The following is a 16601-nucleotide window of genomic DNA, read 5'->3' as shown; positions in this document are numbered from 1 at the left end:
GCCCGATGGGACGCCAGATCCTCGCCCTGGCCGTCCCCGCCCTCGGGGCGCTCGTGGCCGAACCGCTGTTCCTGCTCGCGGACACCGCGATCATCGGCCGGCTGGGCGTCGATGAGCTCGCCGGGGCGGCCCTGGGAATCACGGTGATGCACACGGTCACCGGACTGATGATCTTCCTGGCCTACTCCACCACCCCCGCCGTGGCGCGACTTCTCGGCGCAGGCCGGCTCTCCCGGGCGCTGGCCGCGGGTCGTGACGGCCTCTGGCTGGCCGTGATGCTCGGTGTGGTGCTGGCCCTCGCCGGCCTGGCCTTCGGGGAGTCGCTGCTGATCGCCATGGGCAGCACCGGAGAGATGCAGGTCCACGCCTGGAACTATCTGCTCTGGTCGCTGCCCGGGGTGCCTGCGATCCTGCTGGTCTTCGCGGCCGTCGGGATGCTGCGCGGGCTGCAGGACACCAAGACCCCGCTGATCGTGGCGGCCGTGGGCTTCGGCGCGAACATCGTGCTGAACCTGGTGCTGGTCCATGTGGTGGGACTGGGAACCGCGGGAGCCGCGCTGGGCACATCGATCGCCCAGTGGGGGATGGCGGTGGCGTACCTGGCGATGCTGGTGCCCCGGATGCGGGCGGCTGGCGTGCCCCTGGGTGTGGACCCGATCGCGCTGCGCCAGGCGGCCAGCGTGGGCTCCTGGATGATGCTGCGCACCGTGTCGCTGCGCGCGGCCATCGTCGCCACGGTCCTGATCGCCACCGATCTGGGACCGCATACCCTCGCCGCGCACCAGGTGGCGTTCACCATCTTCTCCACCCTGGCGTTCGTGCTCGACGCGCTGGCCATCGCTGCGCAGGCGCTGATCGGCAAGGAGCTGGGCGCCTCCCGGGTGCGCGAGGCCAAGGCGATGACCCGCACGATGATCCGCTGGGGGCTCGGGTTCGGCGTGATCACCGGCGGGCTGATCGCGCTCGCGGCACCCTTCGCCCCGGCGCTGTTCACCCCGGACGCCCGCGTGGCGGCCGGCATCACCGCCGCGCTGCTGGTCATGGCCGCGGCCCAGCCGCTCGCCGGTTTCGTCTTCGTGCTCGACGGCGTGCTCATGGGTGCCGGCGACGTGCGCTACCTCGCCGTCGTCGGCCTGGTGAACCTCGCGGTGTACCTCCCGGTGCTGTGGTGGGTCTCCAGCGCCGGATTCAGCGGCACCGAGGCGATCCTCTGGCTCTGGGCCGGGTTCGCCGTGGTCTTCATGGGGGCCCGCGGGGTGACGCTCGGGATCCGCGCCCGCGGTGAGCGCTGGATGATCGCCGGCGAGCACCGCTGAGTCGCGGAGGTCAGAGGTGGTGCCGCATCCCGCCCGTGGGCCGCGGGTCATGGCCGCGGCTGTAGACTTCTAGGCGTGCCTGTGCAGAAGATCCCCGCCTCCACCGCCGAAGAGCTGACCCGTCCGGTCTGGCTGCGCGCGGTCATCACCGTCGTCTTCGCAGTGGTCGCGATCTTCTGGCAGGAGGAGACCGTCACCCTGCTGAAGATCTCGATCGCCGGGTTCTTCGTGCTCGGCGCCACGGCCGTCTGGGACTACGCGAAGGTCGAGGCGGTGCCGATCTCGCTGCGCGGTCCGCTGGCCATGGGCGCTGCGGCCTGGGTGCTCTCCGGTGTCGCGGTGATCTTCGTGGACACCGCCACCGCGGCCGCCGTGATCGCTGCCATCGGCTTCGCCGCGATGGGCGTGGCCGAGCTCATCGGAGGCCTCCGCGCCAGGAACGACTTCGTGCCGGCACGGGACCAGATCATCCTCGGCGCCGTGGGCGTGCTGACCGGCCTCGCGCTGGGAGTCGGCCTGCACCTGGACCCGCACGGGATCCTCGGGCTCGCCGGCATGGGCGTGGTCATCATGGCAGTGGTGCTCTTGATCAGCGGCGCCGGACTGCTCCATGACGCCAAGCGCGGGCGTGCGTCGACTCGTTGAGTCGCTGAATCGTCCCCGTTCTACTACAGGACGTAGAATTGATCTGGTGGTGCCGCGCCGCACGCGCAGCCCATCAGAGACCAGATACCGATGCTCAGGAACGAGGAACTCCAAGTGGCTGAAGACGATAAGGGGCGCCGATCTCTGCTTGAGACGGTCAAGGCTCCGCTGATCTTCTCTTTCGCCATGGGCTTCGTGGCGGGATTCGTCACGCTGATCACCTCATCCGGCGGCACCGACAACCCGGCCCGGCTTGACCTGGGGCTGATCGCGTTCGGGATCGGGTTCATCGCGACGCTGCTGGTGATCTCGATGCTGCACCTGGCGTCGCGGGAGAACCCTGAACACCTCGCGGAGGGCTCCGGCGTGAATCGGAACTCCGAGGAGCTCTACCGCCAGCAGGTGGCGAAGCGCCGCGAAGACGCCCGGCGCAATAAGGCCGACGAGGCCGCTCAGGCCCGGCGGGGTGCCGGGGAGCCCGAGGACGGCGATGAGCCGACCTACGGGCGACGCGACGAGCGTCGCTGATCCGCCACCGTCGCTGATCCGCCACGGTCGCTGATCCGCCACGGTCACTGACTCTTCCGACTCGCCGACCCTCGGCGGTGACCGACCTGCCCGGGTCGCTGACCCTCACGGCCGGCAGATCCTCCAGGTCCGAGGATGCGGGCCAGCACGGATTCTGGGCGCGCTGGTCCCGGGCCCACTGACTCCGGCGCCTCAGCACCAGCACCAGTCGACCCGGGATCACGCTGCCTGACTGACAAGCACGTCACAGCCTCCTGTTTCCGTGACGGTCCCTCAGTCATCCGGCTATTTCTTGACCTTCTTCTTCTCTTTCTTCAGCTTCTTGGCCGATTTCTTCTCGCGCTTCTCCATCAGCTCGTCCCGCATCCGATCCCGGAACTCCTTGGCCGCCCGTGCGGACTGAGATGTCGGCACTTCGATCTGGGCCGCCTTCTCTGCCGCGCTCGGCTTGGCCAGTCGCGGACTGTCCAGCGTGTCCACAAGGGCTCCCTGGTGCCGGGTCGAATGCACCGCGGCGGCAGCAGCTGCCTCTCGTGCCGTTGAGAACGTCTTGCGGTGTGCCGCCTGACGTGCTCGGTAGGCCCGGACATGGGCGCGGTTGGCGCAGTTGCCGAAGTCGCAGAACAGACGTGAGCGATTGCGGGTGAGGTCGATGATGACCGCATCACAGCTCTCACCCTTGCAGGTCCGCATCCTCACCGTCTCATCCCGCACCACCAGGTGCTGGATGGCGGTGGCGATGCTCGCCGTCATCACATCTGCCAGATCCTTCGACGCCGGGACCGGCTCGGCGCGGTACTCGCCGTCGGCGCCGCGAGCGACCCTGAGCCCCACACCGTGCAGCAGCTCGTTGAGCACCTGCACCGGGGCATCGGACTCGATCGGCGTCGAGCTCCAGATCCGCTGAACCTTCTCACGCAGGTGCTGCACCTTCTCGAGCTGCGTGCGGTCAGCGCCGGACGACGCCCACCGCATGCCGGGATCTCGTGAACCCAGATAATCCTTGAGCTGCGTCACCGTGGTGAGCTGGTCAAGACCGGGCGTGGCACTGCGCAGTCCAGCACTGGTGTTGACCAGGTCTGCTGCCGCTACGAGGGTTCGGTCAGTATCAACATCGAACATGCATCTCCTCTCCCGAGGTCATAGCACCCGTCCGAGATCCGCGGCCTCGCGGCGGCGGGCGCTGGTGTGCGGCTAATGCTAGTCCATCGGTGAGGCAGAGCCCGGGTCGGTCCACGGGTCGGATGCTGCGCTCACGCGTCAGGGCCGAACCGTTTCTGCAGCCTGGAGAGTGAGGCCTCGATCCCACGCCCGTTGCGGGAGTAGACCTTCGAGAGTCTCAGGGCCGCTCGCATGACTCGGAGCTGAGCCCGTGCGTCGTAGGACTCGGTGACCACTGTGCGGTTCGTGTCCGCCGGGACCGGGGTCATCTCCCAGCGCCACCGGTGCCCGGTGGGCTGGGCCCACTCCAGCACCCCGGTCCGCTGCGGCGTCGGCGGAGCCGCGGTCAGCACCCTCAGCGGCAGCCGGTAGGGGATCCCGAACACTCGCATGGCAACGCTGAAGCGATCGCCGGGCTGAAGGCGATGCGGACCGAACGCCCGGCTCTGCACGGTGCCGGATCCGTCGATCTCATGGTGCCGGTGCGGATCCGCGACCAGGGCGAAGACCTGCTCCGCCGAGGCGGAGACCTCTGCGCTGAAGGCCACGACATGGTCACCTCGATCCACCGGCTGAGGCGGGCGGAGGGCGTCTCGGTGGCCGGGTGCGTCAGGCGTCGGAGTGCTCATGAGCGCCAAGTCTAGGGCGGCACTGCCCACCGGAGGGGTCCGTTCGCTGGGAGTTCACCGCACCAGCTTGCAAGAAGCTGGTGCGACGGCAAGGCTTGGGCGGTGATCAGATCCCCGTCCACCCATGGCACCGCCCGCCGACTTGCGGCGCAGGCGGCGGTGGAGGAGGCCACCCACCCCGCGGAGACCACCCGGTCCCAGGCCGAGACCCAGGCTCGGCTCCAGGTGCTCATCGAGTCCCGGGCGATCTGGTGCGCCATCGGCGGCGCGCTCATCGGGCTCGGACTGGGATTCTTCGTCTTCGGCGATCACCGGCCGCCGCTCGCCGGGGAGGAGTCCATCCAGGTCTACGGCTCCGTGGTCGGCGGCGTCACCGCCGCGCTCGCCTTCCTGCTCGGCTTCTCGCTGAACACCCGACTGGCGAACATCTGGCTGGGCCAGCGACCCCGGATCCGGCAGGTGATGGACACCCTCGCACTGCTGGTGGTCCACGCCTCGATCGCGGTGATGGTCTCCCTCGGCCTCTTCCGAGTCTTCCAGGAGGCCTTCATCGGGCTGACCGTGGACCACATCGCGGGAGCGGTGCTGCTGGCCATCGTCGGGGGCACGGCCGGATACTTCAGCTTCAACTCCGGCGCGCGGATCAACGCGTTCACCCTCTCCACGCTGCTCGCGATCTTCACCGCCTCCGGCGTGCTGGTCTCGATGATCTTCGCGGAGAACCCGTTCTGGTGGCACGTGATGTTCTCCGAGCTGGGCACCGGCCAGGCCGGGCTGACCTCCTTCTGGACCTTCAACACCACCCTGGTGGTCTCCGGAACGATCATCACCACCCTGACCGCGTTCATCACCCGGGACCTGGAGATCTGGTCCGATCACATCTCCGGCACCCGCGACCAGGAGCTGGAGCGGCGTCAGGCAGGCCGCCGCCGTCCCAACGGCAGCCTGCCGCTGGGGGCCCGGCTCACCGCAGCGGTGAGTCGGCACGTCTCTCGCCCACGGATCGGACTGGTCCGTTCGGTCATGATCGCCATGGGCGTCTCCCTCGCCGGGGTCGGGCTGGTGCCGATCAGCCTGCATCACGACATCCACGTGCTCTTCACCGCCGGCTTCGGCTTGTCCTTCCTGATCCTGCTCCTCGGCATGCCCTACCTGCTGCCCGGCTTCCCGCGCACCTTCTACCTGGTCAGCTACCTGGCCGCCGCGGGCGTGATCTTCGCGGGCGCCCTCTGGGAGCCCATCGGCTACTACAACCTGACATCATTGGAGCTCATCGGCGCCGCCGTGCTGCTCTCCTGGATGGTGGTGTTCATCCGCAACATCGCGGCCCAGGTCGCGCAGCTGAAAGGCCCCTTCTCATGAAGCGAGCCGCCGTCGTCGGGTCGGGTCCGAACGGGCTGACCGCAGCCTGCCTGCTGGCCCAGGCCGGCTGGGAGGTCACCGTCTACGAGGCCGCCGACGCGCCCGGCGGCGCGATGCGCTCAGCCGAGCTCTTCGCTGGTGAGCTCGGCCGCGGGGTCCCCGGCGGGGAGGGCGTGATCAGCGACCTCGGCGCCAGCGTGTTCCCCTTCGGACCGCCGCCGGTCCCCGGGGTCGAGCGCCACGGCCTTCAATACGTCCACCCCCCGATCCCCGCCGCCCACGGGCTCGACCACGGCGCCCCGCCGGTCCTGCTGCACGCCTCGGTCAGCGACACCGCCGCGGGGCTGGGCCCCGACGGCACCGCCTGGACTCGGGTCTTCGGACCGGTCGCCCGGGACTGGGACCGGGTGCTGCGCGCCGGGATGACCCCGGTGACCGCCCCGCTGAGCAACCTGCAGTCCGATTCGGCCGCGCGTCGGGTGCAGTCCCTGGTGCAGATCGGGGCGCGCGGCGCCTGGCCGGCGACCTGGCTGCAGCAGATCTTCACCGAGGCCCCGACCAAGGCGCTCTTCGCCGGGCTCTCCGGGCACGCCACCACCGACCTGCGCAGACCGCTGACCTCAGCCTTCGGGCTGCTGCTCGGCGCCGCCGCGCAGGTGAGCGGCTGGCCGGTGGCCCGCGGAGGCTCCGGCGCGGTGGTGAGCGCCCTGGTCGCGGAGCTCGAATCGCACGGCGGCAGGGTGGTCACCGGTCGCCGGATCACCGGCCTGGAGGAGCTGCGCCAACCCGGCAGCACCGGAGCCCAGGCGCACATGCCCGACGCGGTGCTGCTGGACCTGACCCCGCGGCAGCTGCGCGGCTTCGGCGGACTGCGGCTGCCGCGCGGCTACTCACGGGCGCTGAGCCGGTGGAACTATGGCAGCGGCATCGTGAAGATCGACTACCTGCTCGAGGGCCCGATCCCCTGGCGGCATGAGTCCATGGGCCAGGCCGGCACCGTGCACCTGGGAGGGGGAGCCTCGCAGATGGCTGCCTCCGAGGCCGCCGCCGTGCGCGGCACTCTGCCCGGACGGCCGTATGTGCTGCTGACCCAGCCCAGTGTTGCGGACGCCTCCCGAACACCCGATGAGCGCACCGTGGCCTGGGCGTACGCCCATGTGCCCGGCGGACTCTCCGGACCTGCGGTGACGCGCGCCGCGAAGATGATCGAGGCCGAGATCGAGGCCCAGGCCCCCGGGTTCGGCGCGACCGTGCAGGCGCGCAGGCTCTGGAGCCCCGCGGACCTGCAGGAGTGGAACCCCAACCTGGTCGGCGGCTCGATCAGCGCCGGTGCCCCGACGCTGCGCCAGTTCCTGGCCCGCCCGGCGCTGCGCGCGGATCCCTACCGGGTGCCGCATGCCGGGGATGAGGCGCCGGGTGCGCCAGAGGTCCTGACGCCTGATGGTGCCGGCCCGGAGGTCTACCTCTGCTCCGCCTCAGCGCCTCCGGGCGGCGGGGCGCATGGAATGGCCGGGTTCCATGCCGCGCAGTCGGTGCTGCGCCGACACCCGAAGCGGCCGAACTAGAAGCCGCTGAACGCCAGCAGACCGGCGACCACGAGCATGATCGCTCCGACGAGGATGTCGAGCACCTGCCAGGTGCGCGGCCGGTTGAGCCACTTCGAGAGCACCGCACCGCCCAGGGCCAGCGCGCTGAACCAGATGATCGAGGCCAGCACCGCGCCGCCGGCGAAGAGCCAGCGCTGATCCCCGAAGGTGTTCGCCATGGTGCCCAGCACCACCATCGTGTCCACCCAGGCGTGCGGGTTGAGGATGCTCACGCTGAGCCCGGTCGCGGCGATCGAGGAGATCCGGGTGACCTGGACCCGCTGTGCCTGCTTGAGGGCACCGCCGCCTCCGCCGGAGCCGGCGGGCGCGTCGTCGTCGTGCTGCTGGCTGGAGAGCTCGACGTGGACACCGGGCTTCAGAGCCTGACCCGCGCGGCGGGCCGAGCGGAAGGAGCGGTAGGCGAACCAGGTCAGGTAGGACACGCCCAGCCAGCGCAGCACCTCCATCAGCCACGGCGCGTGATCGAGTACCGCGCCGACCCCTGCGGTGCCCAGTGCGATCAGCAGGATGTCGCCGAAGATGCAGCAGGTCACGGCCAGCAGCACGCGGTCCCGGCGCAGGCCCTGGCGCAGCAGCCAGGCGCTCTGCGGGCCGATCGCGACGATGAGGGCCAGGCAGGTCAGGAATCCGGTGAGCAAGATGGTCATGGCTCCATCTTGGAACCCACACCCCCATCCGCACCAGCTCATCATCCTTCACTATCTGAAGCAATGCTTCAGATGCCCAGGTAGGCTTGTCCCCATGAACACCGATCACCTGCGTGCCTTCGTCGCGGCGGTGGACGAGGGGACCTTCGAGTCCGCCGCCGCGCTGCTGCAGATCTCCGGCTCCGCCTTCTCCCAGCGGATCAAGGCGCTGGAGAAGGAGGTCGGCCATGTGCTGCTCACCCGCACGGTCCCGGTGGTGCCCACCGAGTCCGGGGCGGAGCTGCTGCGGATCGCGCGGCAGACCGTGATGCTCGAGGATGAGGCGCGACGCAGCCTCGGCTTCCACCGGATCCCCGGACAGGCGGCGCCCACGGTCACCCTCTCGGTGGCGGTGAACGCCGACTCCCTGGCCAGCTGGTTCCTGCGGGTGCTGCAGGAGGCCGCCACCTGGGACGATGTGGAGCTGCATTTCTACGCCGAGGACCAGGAGCACACCCACGAGCTGCTGCGCAACGGCACGGTGGCTGCTGCGGTGGCGGAGAACCCCGCGCCGGTCTCCGGATGCCGCTCCACCGTGCTGGGGGTCATGCGGTACTGGCCGGTCGCGAGCACCGAGCTGCTCGATCGGCACCGTTCCATCGGCGGGACGGTGGACTGGCAGCGGGTTCCGCTGGTGGAGTACGGCATCCGGGATTCGCTCCAGCGCACGGGCCTGCGCCGGCTCGGGGTCTCCGGGACTCCGACGACGCATATGGTGCCCTCGGTGGAGGCCTATAACGCGGCCGTCGGCTACGGACTGGGCTGGGGGATGATTCCCGAGTCCATGATGCCCGCCGGGGTCATGGAAGGGACGCATCGGGACCTGGCGATCGTCCAGGAGATCGGTCAGCAGGAGACCACCCTGCACTGGCAGCACTGGTCCAGCACCACCTCCGCGATGGACCGGCTGACCGCGGCGGTCCGCCGCGCCGCGGCCCGGATGAGCTGACCAGGAGTCCGAAGAGCCTAAGTCCTTCAAATTTTGAGGAATGAACCGGGAATGATCGGTGTTGCACCCACCATGAGCATCAGCACAGAGCGCCACAGCGACCATTTCGAACTCGGCCTGCACACCTTCGGGGACGTCACCAAGACCCTCGACGGCGAGCAGGATGTCCCACAGCCCCAGGTGCTGCGCAACGTCCTGGCCGAGGCCAAGATGGCCGACGCCTCGGGGGTCGATGTGATCGGCATCGGTGAGCATCACCGCCCCGACTACGCGATCTCGGCACCCGATGTGGTGCTCTCCGCGATCGGCGCCGCCACCGAGCGGATCAAGCTCGGCTCCGCCGTCACCGTGCTGTCCTCCGACGACCCGGTGCGCGTTTACCAGCGCTTCGCGACCATCGACGGCCTCACCAACGGCCGCGCCGAGGTCTCCCTGGGCCGCGGCTCCTTCATCGAGTCCTACCCGCTCTTCGGCTACGACCTCTCCGACTACGAGCAGCTCTTCGAGGAGAAGGTCGAGCTCTTCACCCGGCTGCGCTCCGAGGGCCCGATCAGCTGGCAGGGCAACACCCGCGGGTCGCTGAACAACCAGGAGATCTACCCCAAGACCGACCACGAACACGGCCTGCCCACCTGGATCGCCGTGGGCGGAACCCCCAATTCGGTGGTCCGCGCCGCACGCCACGGTCTGGGCCTGGAGCTCGCCATCATCGGCGGCGCCCCCGAGCGCTTCCGCCCACTGGCCCAGCTCTACCAGAAGGCGCTCGATGAGTTTGGTCACAGCGGCAACCGCCGGATCGCCGTGCACTCCCACGGTTTCGTCGGCCCCACCGACGAGGAGGCGCTGGACGTGTTCTACCCGTCCTGGGCCGAATCGATGGCGAAGCTCGGCCGCGAGCGCGGCTGGGGCAACGGCCACCCCTCACGGGCCCAGTTTGAGCAGGAGGTCCACCAGGGAGCCCTGTACGTGGGCTCCCCAGAGACCGTGGCCAAGAAGATCGTGCGCACCCAGAAGCTGCTCGGCAACAGCCGATTCGGCATGAAGTACGGCAATGCCAGCCTCGCGCACGAGCACATGATGAGCGCCATTGAGCTCTACGGCACCCAGGTGAAACCCCTGGTGCTGGACATGCTCAGCGACTCCTGAGTCGCCGGTGATCGGTGTCAGCGCGCCATGAGCGCGCTGACACTGCTTCGAGGTGCAACGGTACTGTGGTGACATGGCATCGCAGGAAACGCGCGAAGAGACGCATGAGGACCAGAGCCAGGGAACGGCGCCCGGGCAGCAGGACACGCAGAACCAGGGTCAGGTCGACCAGTACCCCGAGACAGACCTGTCCGTCCGCGACGGAAGCATCGTGGTCTACTCCGACCCGGGTCGCACCTCGCTGCTCGTGCGCAAGATGCTCCAACAGCCGCAGCGGGGCCGCCGCGCCGGCTGGGCCCGTGGTGCCGAGGTCACCCAGGAACAGGTGCTGATCCCGCTGCGCGAGGATGCCACCCTCGACCTGGAGGTGGCCAAGCGCTGGGCCCGCGAGGCCGAGGCCGACATGACGGTGATCGTCACCGAGATCCCGCGCATGGCCGGGGAGCGGCCCAAGACGGCGGAGCTGCACTTCTCGGACCGGCTCGCGATCATCTCGCTGCCCGCGCTGGGGCCGACGTTCATCATGCATTCGCTGCGCCGCGAGCTGCACCGTGTGGTCACCGCTCTGATCAACGAGTCCGTGGAGCCCGCGCGCCAGTACGGCGGCTACTACGCCCACGTCGAGGAGCAGAAGGGCGATGACACGTTCTTCATCTCGCCCGGGATGCTGTTCCCCGGGCGGTTCTGGATGACCTTGGGGATGGTGGCGGCGAACGAGCCGTTCTGGTCCCTGCCCAAACTCTCCGGCGTCTTCGCCGCCGCGGCCGCCACCGGCGCCTTCGGCATCTTCTTCACCACGATCTGGGAGATGGCCAGCTTTCTGCCGCATTGGCGACTGGCCATCGTCTCGGTGGCTGCGATCAGCATCGTCACCGCCTGGCTGATCATCAGCAATCGGCTCTGGGACAAGTCCGCCGCCGTCGGGGGTGCCCGCGAAGCCGCGATGTACAACATCTCCACCGTGATGAGCCTGCTCAGCAGCGTCACCGCGCTCTACCTGGTGCTCTTCGGCTCGATCCTGGTGGTCGGGCTGCTGCTGATCGAACCAGGGTTCATGGCCGAGATCCTGGGGGAGGAGACCGGCTTCGTCAACTACGTCGAGATCGCCTGGCTCTCCGCCTCCCTAGGCACCTTCGCCGGGGCGATCGGTGCGAACTTTGATGACAGCGTGGACCTGAAGAACCTCACCCAGGGTTCCCGCGAGCTCCAGCGCTACCCGAAGGACGCCGAGCAGCGCTGAGTCCCGTGCGGGAGTCGGCCCTATCCCGTCGGGGTCCAGTTCTGCAGCCCGGCGATCCAGCTGTCCCCGTCCACCGTGGTGGCGACGTCTGTGGCGAGTGTGAGTGATTCGATCATTGGTTCATTATTTCGGAGGACCGCCGGGAAAAGCGTCAGCCTGAGGGCTGATCTGCGGCTTTATCGGCCGCCCCCGCTGCGCTGTGCCGCTCTCGAGCGGGCCGGGCCGCGAGGTGCTGAGTCCCGATGTGCCGAACTGTGCCGTCCTGTGCGGAGCCGATGGAGTGCCGAATCCCGGTGTGCCGAACCGCACGTTCTTGCACTTGTGCAAAATTGTATCGATGCATAAGATGCACTAGTGCAAGAAAACCTGACTCAACGCAAGCGCAACCAGCGTGACACCTGGAACGCGATCCACCAGGCGGCCTTCGGGCTGGCCTCCTCCAAGGGGCCAGGGGCGGTCACCGTGGATGAGATCTCCGCTCAGGCGGGCGTCTCCCGCCGCACGTTCTTCAACTACTTCCCGGTGAAGGAGGACGCGGTGCTCGGGACCCGGTCAGCAGAGCTGGACCCCGCCGTCGTCGAACGGTTCCATGCCTCCACCGAGGATGAGCTCACCCGCGTGGTCCACCTGTTCGTCTCCGTGGTGCGCACCTGTCTTCCGGAGGAGACCGCCGCGCAGCGCCGCGCGATCATCGCCGAGCACCCGCAGCTGCGCGCCCGGCTCGCCGAGCTGCTCGCCCAGGTGGAACGGCTGGTGTACTCGGCCGTGCACGCGGAGACAGACCAGGGCGGGATGCACCTGCCTGAGGGAGCGGGCGCCCATGCGTTCGAAGCGCTGCTCGCGCTCGCCGGCGGCATCACCAAGTTCGCCTTCTCCCGCTATCACGAGTCCGGCGCGGAGAGCCTGGACCCCTTCATCAGCGAGACCATCGCCCTGTTCAGAAAAGTCGTGGAGACCACCCGATGACCAACCCAGAGACCTCTTCGCTGCCGAAGGCCATTCCGCCGTCCGAGACAGAGGGACAGGCCGCAGGCATTGCCAACGCCGCAAGCACTGCCAACGCTGCCGACACCGTCGACGCCAGCACCCCGCTCGAGCCCGAGACCGGGCACCTCAGATGGATCTTCAGCGCCCTGATCCTCGCCATGCTGATGGCCTCGCTGGGCCAGACCGTGCTGGCGACCGCGCTGCCGACCATCGTCGGGGAGCTTGACGGGGTGGAGCACATGGCGTGGGTGATCACCGCGTTCATCCTCGCCTCGACCGTGATGATGCCGGTCTACGGCAAGCTCGGAGACATGTTCGGGCGCAAGCCGCTGTTCATCTTCGCGATCATCGCCTTCGTCATCGGCTCCGCGCTCGGCGGCGCCGCAGACAGCATGTCCCAGCTGGTCGGGGCCCGCGTGATCCAGGGCATCGGCGGCGGTGGACTGATGATCCTGTCCCAGGCGACCATCGCCGACGTGGTGCCCGCGCGGGAGCGCGGCCGCTATATGGGTGTGATGGGCGGGGTCTTCGCCTTCTCCTCGGTGGCGGGCCCGCTGCTGGGCGGCTGGCTCACCGACGGTCCCGGCTGGCGCTGGACGCTGTGGATGAACGTCCCGCTGGGCGTGCTCGCGCTGATCGGGATCGTGCTGCTGCTGAAGCTGCCCAAGCGTGAGCCCGAGGCCCGCGGACGCATCGATGTGTGGGGGATGGCGCTGCTGGGCGTGGCCACCACCGCCGTCGTGCTGGTGGCGACCTGGGGCGGCGGCGAATACGCCTGGACCTCCCCGATGATTCTGGGCCTGCTGGCCACGCTGGTCGTCTCGGGACTGCTCTTCACCTGGATCGAATACCGGACGCCGGAGCCGATCCTGCCGCTGATGCTCTTCCGGAACCGCAACTTCGTGCTCACCATGGTGGCCGGACTGATCACCGGCGTGGCGATGTTCGGCGCGCTGGGCTACATGCCCACCTACCTGCAGATGGTCACCGGCTACAGCCCCGCTCAGGCGGGCATGCTGATGATCCCGATGATGGGCACCCTGCTGGTGGCCTCGATCATCGTCGGGCGCCGGGTGAGCAAGTCCGGCCGGTACAAGAAGACGATGGTGATCGGCAGCGTGATCACCGCGCTGGGCCTGGGGCTGCTCTCCACGGTCAGCGCCGACTCCCCGGTGATCCTGGAATGCCTCTACCTCGGGGTGCTCGGGCTCGGGCTGGGCTGCACCATGCAGCTGCTGACCCTGGTCGCGCAGAACTCCTTCGCGCTGCGCCACGTGGGCACCGCGACGGCGGGGCAGAACTACTTCCGCCAGGTCGGCGCCACGCTGGGCTCGGCCGTGATCGGCTCGCTCTTCGCGAGCCGACTCACCGAGATGCTCACCGACCGGCTGCCCGCCGACGCCGCGGGCGGGGTGGGCGCGAACTCGCTGACCCCGGAACTGGTGCGCGGACTGCCGGATTCGATCTACACGGTGGTCGTGGAGTCCTACAACGAGGCGCTGGTGCCGTTGTTCCTCTTCATGGTGCCGCTCGCGCTGATCGCGACCGTGATGCTGCTCTTCGTGGAGGAGAAGCCGCTGGCGACGACCCTGGACCGCTGAGCCGTCCCGCGCAACCCGGGCGATGCCCGGCCCCGGCCCCCTCCTGCGCGGCCCGTCCGGCCCCGGCCCCGGCCCCCGCTTCTCATCTGCTGGGCGATTTGAGGGATTTTCGGGGCCTGATCGGGCTGAAAATGCCCGCAAATCGCCCAGCAGATGGAGCAGGCGCCTACCTCACGGCGAAGGGCTCACCGAGGCGGAATCCCAGGCTTCCGGAGCCGCCGGTCGCGGCTCTCCACCCCGCTGGTCACACCCAGGACGACCGCTGCGCCGACGCTGCTGCCGATGAGCACCATGATCGCACCGACCATCCAGAGCCCGGTCACGTCTTCGGCGGCGGCGGTCACGCTCCAGGCCACGGTGAACGACGGTGGCAGCAGCAGCACAGACTTCCAGTGCCGCCCCCAGGAAGCGGGCAGGGCGACCGCCAGCAGGGTGACCCCGCAGCCGATGACCTGCCAGGCCTCGTAGGGGCCGTGCTCCAGGCCGGTCATCGGGTCCACCTGGTACTCCTGGTCCCACCCCATCCAGGCGAACCATGCGCCGGCGGATCCGAGGATCACGAAGATCGACCAGGTCAGGAAGCGTGCGCTTCGCCATGAGTGGCTGCGGTCGGTCTGTCCGGGCGGCGGAGTGGTGGTCATCGCGCCAGTATGTTCGAGGCTGTGTCAGTCTCACTGCGACACGCTGGAACTGCCTGCGAAGGGAGACCTGGGCAGCCGGTGCTCAGGCCGGGCGAATCTCGTGACGCCCAGAACGACAAGTGTCCCCAGCGTGGTGCCGACCGCCATGACGCCTGCCCCCAGCGGCCAGAGCCCGGTGATGTCTTCGGCGGCTGACGGTCACGCTCCAGGCCAGAGTCAACGACGGCGGCAGCAGCAGCACCACGGGCCAGGACCGGTTCCAGGACGCCACCACCGCGATTCCCACGAGCAGGACGCCGCAGACCAGGAACTGCCCGGGCATCGGCGGGCCGTGCTCCCCTCGAAGAAGCCGCTCGGCGCATCCGGTGGGGTCACCCTTCATCCGCCACACACCCGCCTCAACGGTTGTGCAATTCGACCGCCGAAACGGGCTGAATCGGGCGAAGAACCTGCACGAATTGCACAATCGATGGCGGGATCAGGCCTCGCGCGAACGGGCCTGTCGACGCCCCGCTCCCGCCTCAGTCGAGTTCTACGCGCTGTAGTAGACTCGCCCGCATCAGCCGAGGGAAGGGGTCTCCTGTGGTCAATGCCGCGGACTTCGCCCCTTCTCCGCGCCCCGTCACCGGCGCTGCACGGCTGACCCGAGGCCTGTTGGCCGCGAGTCTGGCCATCGGCTCCGCCGCGGTCTCCCATTCTGTCGCTGGTCATCACCTGCCGCACTGGATCGTCATCGTGCTCGCCCTCGCAGTGAGCCTGCCCGTATGCGCCTCGCTCTCCGGCGTCCGGCTCAGCCGGGTCCGGCTCGGCGTCGCCGTCGTGTTCAGCCAGGCGGTGCTGCACGGTCTCTTCGCGTTCTTCCCGGCGGCCAGCGCATCGGCCAGCGCCACGATGCCCAGTGATGTGGCGTCCAGCGAGGCCGCAGCTCACGTCGGGCACGCAGCGCATGACCACGCCGTCGTGGTCACCGCGGCGGCGCAGACCAGCGCGGTCACCCAGGTGCTGCCCGACGGGCCGATGCTCGTCGCCCACGCCCTCGCCGCCCTCTTCGGCTTCGCGGTGTTCCGCCGCGGCGAGGTGATCCTGCATGTGCTCAGCGCACTGCTCCTGCTGCGCCCGATCTTCCTGCTGTTCCTGCGCCCGGTCTCGCTGACCGGGCCCCGCGCCATCCGCGCGCACGATTCCTTCTCCACCGTCATCCTGCAGGATCTCTGGCTCGGCGGCGGCGCGCGGACCCTGCGTGGACCGCCGGTCCTCGTGAGCTGACATCACCACGTGGTTCCCGGCGCGATGCCGGGGGCCAGTCACCTCGCGACGGAAAGCACCAATCTCATGTCATCCCGCACATCCACATCCCGCACAGCCACCACCGGCCGCCAGCGCGCCGGGCGCATCACCGCCCTCTCGGCCACCGCCGCACTCGGCCTGGCAGTCACCACCATGGCCGCCCCCGCCTGGGCACACGATTCGCTCCTCTCCTCCACCCCGGAGGCCGACGCAGTCCTGGAGCAGAGCCCCGAGGAGATCACTCTCGAGTTCTCCGGCGGCGGGCTCACCACGGGAGAAGCGATCACCAACGTCATCGAGGTCAGCGATGAGGGCGGGGAGAACTGGGAGGGCGAGACCGAGATCGACGGGTCCACCATGTCCACCGAACTCCCCGAGGAGCTCCCCGGTGGGGACTACACCGTGGCCTACCGGGTGGTCTACTCCGACGGGCACGCCGAAGAGAGCTCCTTCGACTTCGAGGTGGTGGACACCGCGCCGGAGCCGACGCCCGAGGCCTCGCCCCCGACCGAGCCCTCAACTGAGACCGAGGCCGAATCTGAGTCAGATGCCGAGTCTGAGACCGAGTCCGCTGCCCCGGCAGAGGACGACGACGTCGCCGAGGCCACCACCGCGGACTCCGGCCAGCCGGACGAGCCGGTCGCCGGTGACGCCGCGTCAGACACGCAGCAGAATCCCGGCCTGCCGGTCTGGGCAGTCGTGGTCGGCGCCGTCGTGGTGGTCGGGCTGCTGGCCGCGATCGTGATGGCAGTTCTGCGCGGGCGCAAGAACCCCCGCGCCTGATCGGCATCGGCTGACCTGCTCGCACCCGTTCCG

16 protein-coding genes are annotated in these 16601 nt (G+C 69.1%); 12 read left to right on the top strand and 4 right to left on the bottom strand.

Annotated elements, in window-relative coordinates:
• Positions 1-5: 5 nt before the first annotated feature.
• The 3 genes from BCL67_RS06150 (at position 6) to BCL67_RS15420 (ending at position 2489) form a co-directional block, all read left to right on the top strand.
• Positions 6-1316, top strand: a complete 1311-nt coding sequence (locus BCL67_RS06150) for an MATE family efflux transporter (protein ID WP_106122583.1) — start codon at positions 6-8, stop codon at positions 1314-1316.
• Between the two features lie 75 nt (positions 1317-1391).
• Entirely contained in the window at positions 1392-1961 is a 570-nt protein-coding gene (locus BCL67_RS15425) for a hypothetical protein (protein WP_181255910.1), read from the top strand.
• 114 nt (positions 1962-2075) lie between these two features.
• Positions 2076-2489, top strand: a complete 414-nt coding sequence (locus tag BCL67_RS15420; RefSeq protein ID WP_181255909.1) for a hypothetical protein — start codon at positions 2076-2078, stop codon at positions 2487-2489.
• Between the two features lie 285 nt (positions 2490-2774).
• On the opposite strand, the gene BCL67_RS06135 is transcribed toward BCL67_RS15420, so the two are convergent.
• The gene (locus tag BCL67_RS06135; RefSeq protein WP_106122582.1) at positions 2775-3611 is read right to left on the bottom strand and encodes a CGNR zinc finger domain-containing protein; all 837 of its coding nucleotides are present in this window, start codon (positions 3609-3611) and stop codon (positions 2775-2777) included.
• Positions 3612-3742: 131 nt separating this feature from the next.
• A complete protein-coding gene (locus BCL67_RS06130; RefSeq protein WP_146131093.1) occupies positions 3743-4279 on the bottom strand; it encodes a dimethyladenosine transferase in 537 nt (178 codons plus the stop codon).
• A gap of 102 nt (positions 4280-4381) precedes the next feature.
• On the opposite strand from BCL67_RS06130, the gene BCL67_RS06125 reads away from it, so the two are divergent.
• Together BCL67_RS06125 and BCL67_RS06120 are read left to right on the top strand one after the other, a co-directional pair.
• Positions 4382-5641 (top strand): hypothetical protein, encoded by a 1260-nt coding sequence (locus BCL67_RS06125; RefSeq protein ID WP_106122580.1) that lies wholly within the window; start codon positions 4382-4384, stop codon positions 5639-5641.
• Positions 5638-7206, top strand: a complete 1569-nt coding sequence (locus tag BCL67_RS06120) for a phytoene desaturase family protein (protein WP_106122579.1) — start codon at positions 5638-5640, stop codon at positions 7204-7206. Before BCL67_RS06125 ends, BCL67_RS06120 begins: the two co-directional genes overlap by 4 nt.
• Here BCL67_RS06120 and BCL67_RS06115 read toward each other — a convergent pair.
• Complete coding sequence (locus BCL67_RS06115; RefSeq protein ID WP_106122578.1) at positions 7203-7895, bottom strand: LysE/ArgO family amino acid transporter; 693 nt, start codon at positions 7893-7895, stop codon at positions 7203-7205. The two genes, BCL67_RS06120 and BCL67_RS06115, sit on opposite strands and share 4 nt — an antisense overlap.
• 94 nt (positions 7896-7989) lie before the next feature.
• On the opposite strand from BCL67_RS06115, the gene BCL67_RS06110 reads away from it, so the two are divergent.
• From BCL67_RS06110 to BCL67_RS06090, 5 genes are all read left to right on the top strand, one after another.
• Complete coding sequence (locus BCL67_RS06110; protein ID WP_106122577.1) at positions 7990-8883, top strand: ArgP/LysG family DNA-binding transcriptional regulator; 894 nt, start codon at positions 7990-7992, stop codon at positions 8881-8883.
• A gap of 72 nt (positions 8884-8955) precedes the next feature.
• Positions 8956-10029, top strand: coding sequence for an LLM class flavin-dependent oxidoreductase (locus BCL67_RS06105; RefSeq protein WP_106122689.1), 1074 nt, complete (start codon positions 8956-8958; stop codon positions 10027-10029).
• Positions 10030-10102: 73 nt separating this feature from the next.
• Positions 10103-11269 carry a hypothetical protein gene (locus BCL67_RS06100; RefSeq protein WP_106122576.1) on the top strand — a complete coding sequence of 389 codons (1167 nt, stop codon included), beginning with the start codon at positions 10103-10105 and terminating at the stop codon, positions 11267-11269.
• A 354-nt stretch (positions 11270-11623) separates the two neighbouring features.
• Positions 11624-12235, top strand: coding sequence for a TetR family transcriptional regulator (locus tag BCL67_RS06095; protein ID WP_106122575.1), 612 nt, complete (start codon positions 11624-11626; stop codon positions 12233-12235).
• Positions 12232-13857: an MDR family MFS transporter gene (locus BCL67_RS06090; protein ID WP_106122574.1), complete on the top strand. Its 1626-nt coding sequence runs from the start codon at positions 12232-12234 to the stop codon at positions 13855-13857. The genes BCL67_RS06095 and BCL67_RS06090 overlap by 4 nt, the downstream gene beginning before the upstream one ends.
• A 185-nt stretch (positions 13858-14042) precedes the next feature.
• On the opposite strand, the gene BCL67_RS06085 is transcribed toward BCL67_RS06090, so the two are convergent.
• Complete coding sequence (locus tag BCL67_RS06085) at positions 14043-14498, bottom strand: hypothetical protein (protein WP_181255908.1); 456 nt, start codon at positions 14496-14498, stop codon at positions 14043-14045.
• Between the two features lie 582 nt (positions 14499-15080).
• On the opposite strand from BCL67_RS06085, the gene BCL67_RS06080 reads away from it, so the two are divergent.
• The gene (locus BCL67_RS06080; protein WP_106122573.1) at positions 15081-15764 is read left to right on the top strand and encodes a hypothetical protein; all 684 of its coding nucleotides are present in this window, start codon (positions 15081-15083) and stop codon (positions 15762-15764) included.
• A 66-nt stretch (positions 15765-15830) separates the two neighbouring features.
• Positions 15831-16568 (top strand): copper resistance CopC family protein, encoded by a 738-nt coding sequence (locus tag BCL67_RS06075; protein WP_181255907.1) that lies wholly within the window; start codon positions 15831-15833, stop codon positions 16566-16568.
• Positions 16569-16601: the final 33 nt, after the last annotated feature.

The organism is Nesterenkonia sandarakina, assembly GCF_003003175.1.
Classification (GTDB): Bacteria; Actinomycetota; Actinomycetes; order Actinomycetales; family Micrococcaceae; genus Nesterenkonia; species Nesterenkonia sandarakina_A.
Note: the sequence above shows the minus strand (reverse complement) of the source record. Positions and strands in the feature narration are given on the sequence as shown.

Bases quoted from the DNA above. Each gene is read 5' to 3' on its own strand.
- BCL67_RS06100 (WP_106122576.1), top strand. From the start codon at position 10,103: ATGGCATCGCAGGAAACGCGCGAAGAGACGCATGAGGACCAGAGCCAG.
- BCL67_RS06150 (WP_106122583.1), top strand. From the start codon at position 6: ATGGGACGCCAGATCCTCGCCCTGGCCGTCCCCGCCCTCGGGGCGCTC.
- BCL67_RS06085 (WP_181255908.1), bottom strand. From the start codon at position 14,498: ATGACCACCACTCCGCCGCCCGGACAGACCGACCGCAGCCACTCATGG.
- BCL67_RS06130 (WP_146131093.1), bottom strand. From the start codon at position 4,279: ATGAGCACTCCGACGCCTGACGCACCCGGCCACCGAGACGCCCTCCGC.
- BCL67_RS06110 (WP_106122577.1), top strand. From the start codon at position 7,990: ATGAACACCGATCACCTGCGTGCCTTCGTCGCGGCGGTGGACGAGGGG.
- BCL67_RS06115 (WP_106122578.1), bottom strand. From the start codon at position 7,895: ATGACCATCTTGCTCACCGGATTCCTGACCTGCCTGGCCCTCATCGTC.
- BCL67_RS06135 (WP_106122582.1), bottom strand. From the start codon at position 3,611: ATGTTCGATGTTGATACTGACCGAACCCTCGTAGCGGCAGCAGACCTG.
- BCL67_RS06105 (WP_106122689.1), top strand. From the start codon at position 8,956: ATGAGCATCAGCACAGAGCGCCACAGCGACCATTTCGAACTCGGCCTG.
- BCL67_RS06120 (WP_106122579.1), top strand. From the start codon at position 5,638: ATGAAGCGAGCCGCCGTCGTCGGGTCGGGTCCGAACGGGCTGACCGCA.
- BCL67_RS06090 (WP_106122574.1), top strand. From the start codon at position 12,232: ATGACCAACCCAGAGACCTCTTCGCTGCCGAAGGCCATTCCGCCGTCC.
- BCL67_RS06075 (WP_181255907.1), top strand. From the start codon at position 15,831: ATGTCATCCCGCACATCCACATCCCGCACAGCCACCACCGGCCGCCAG.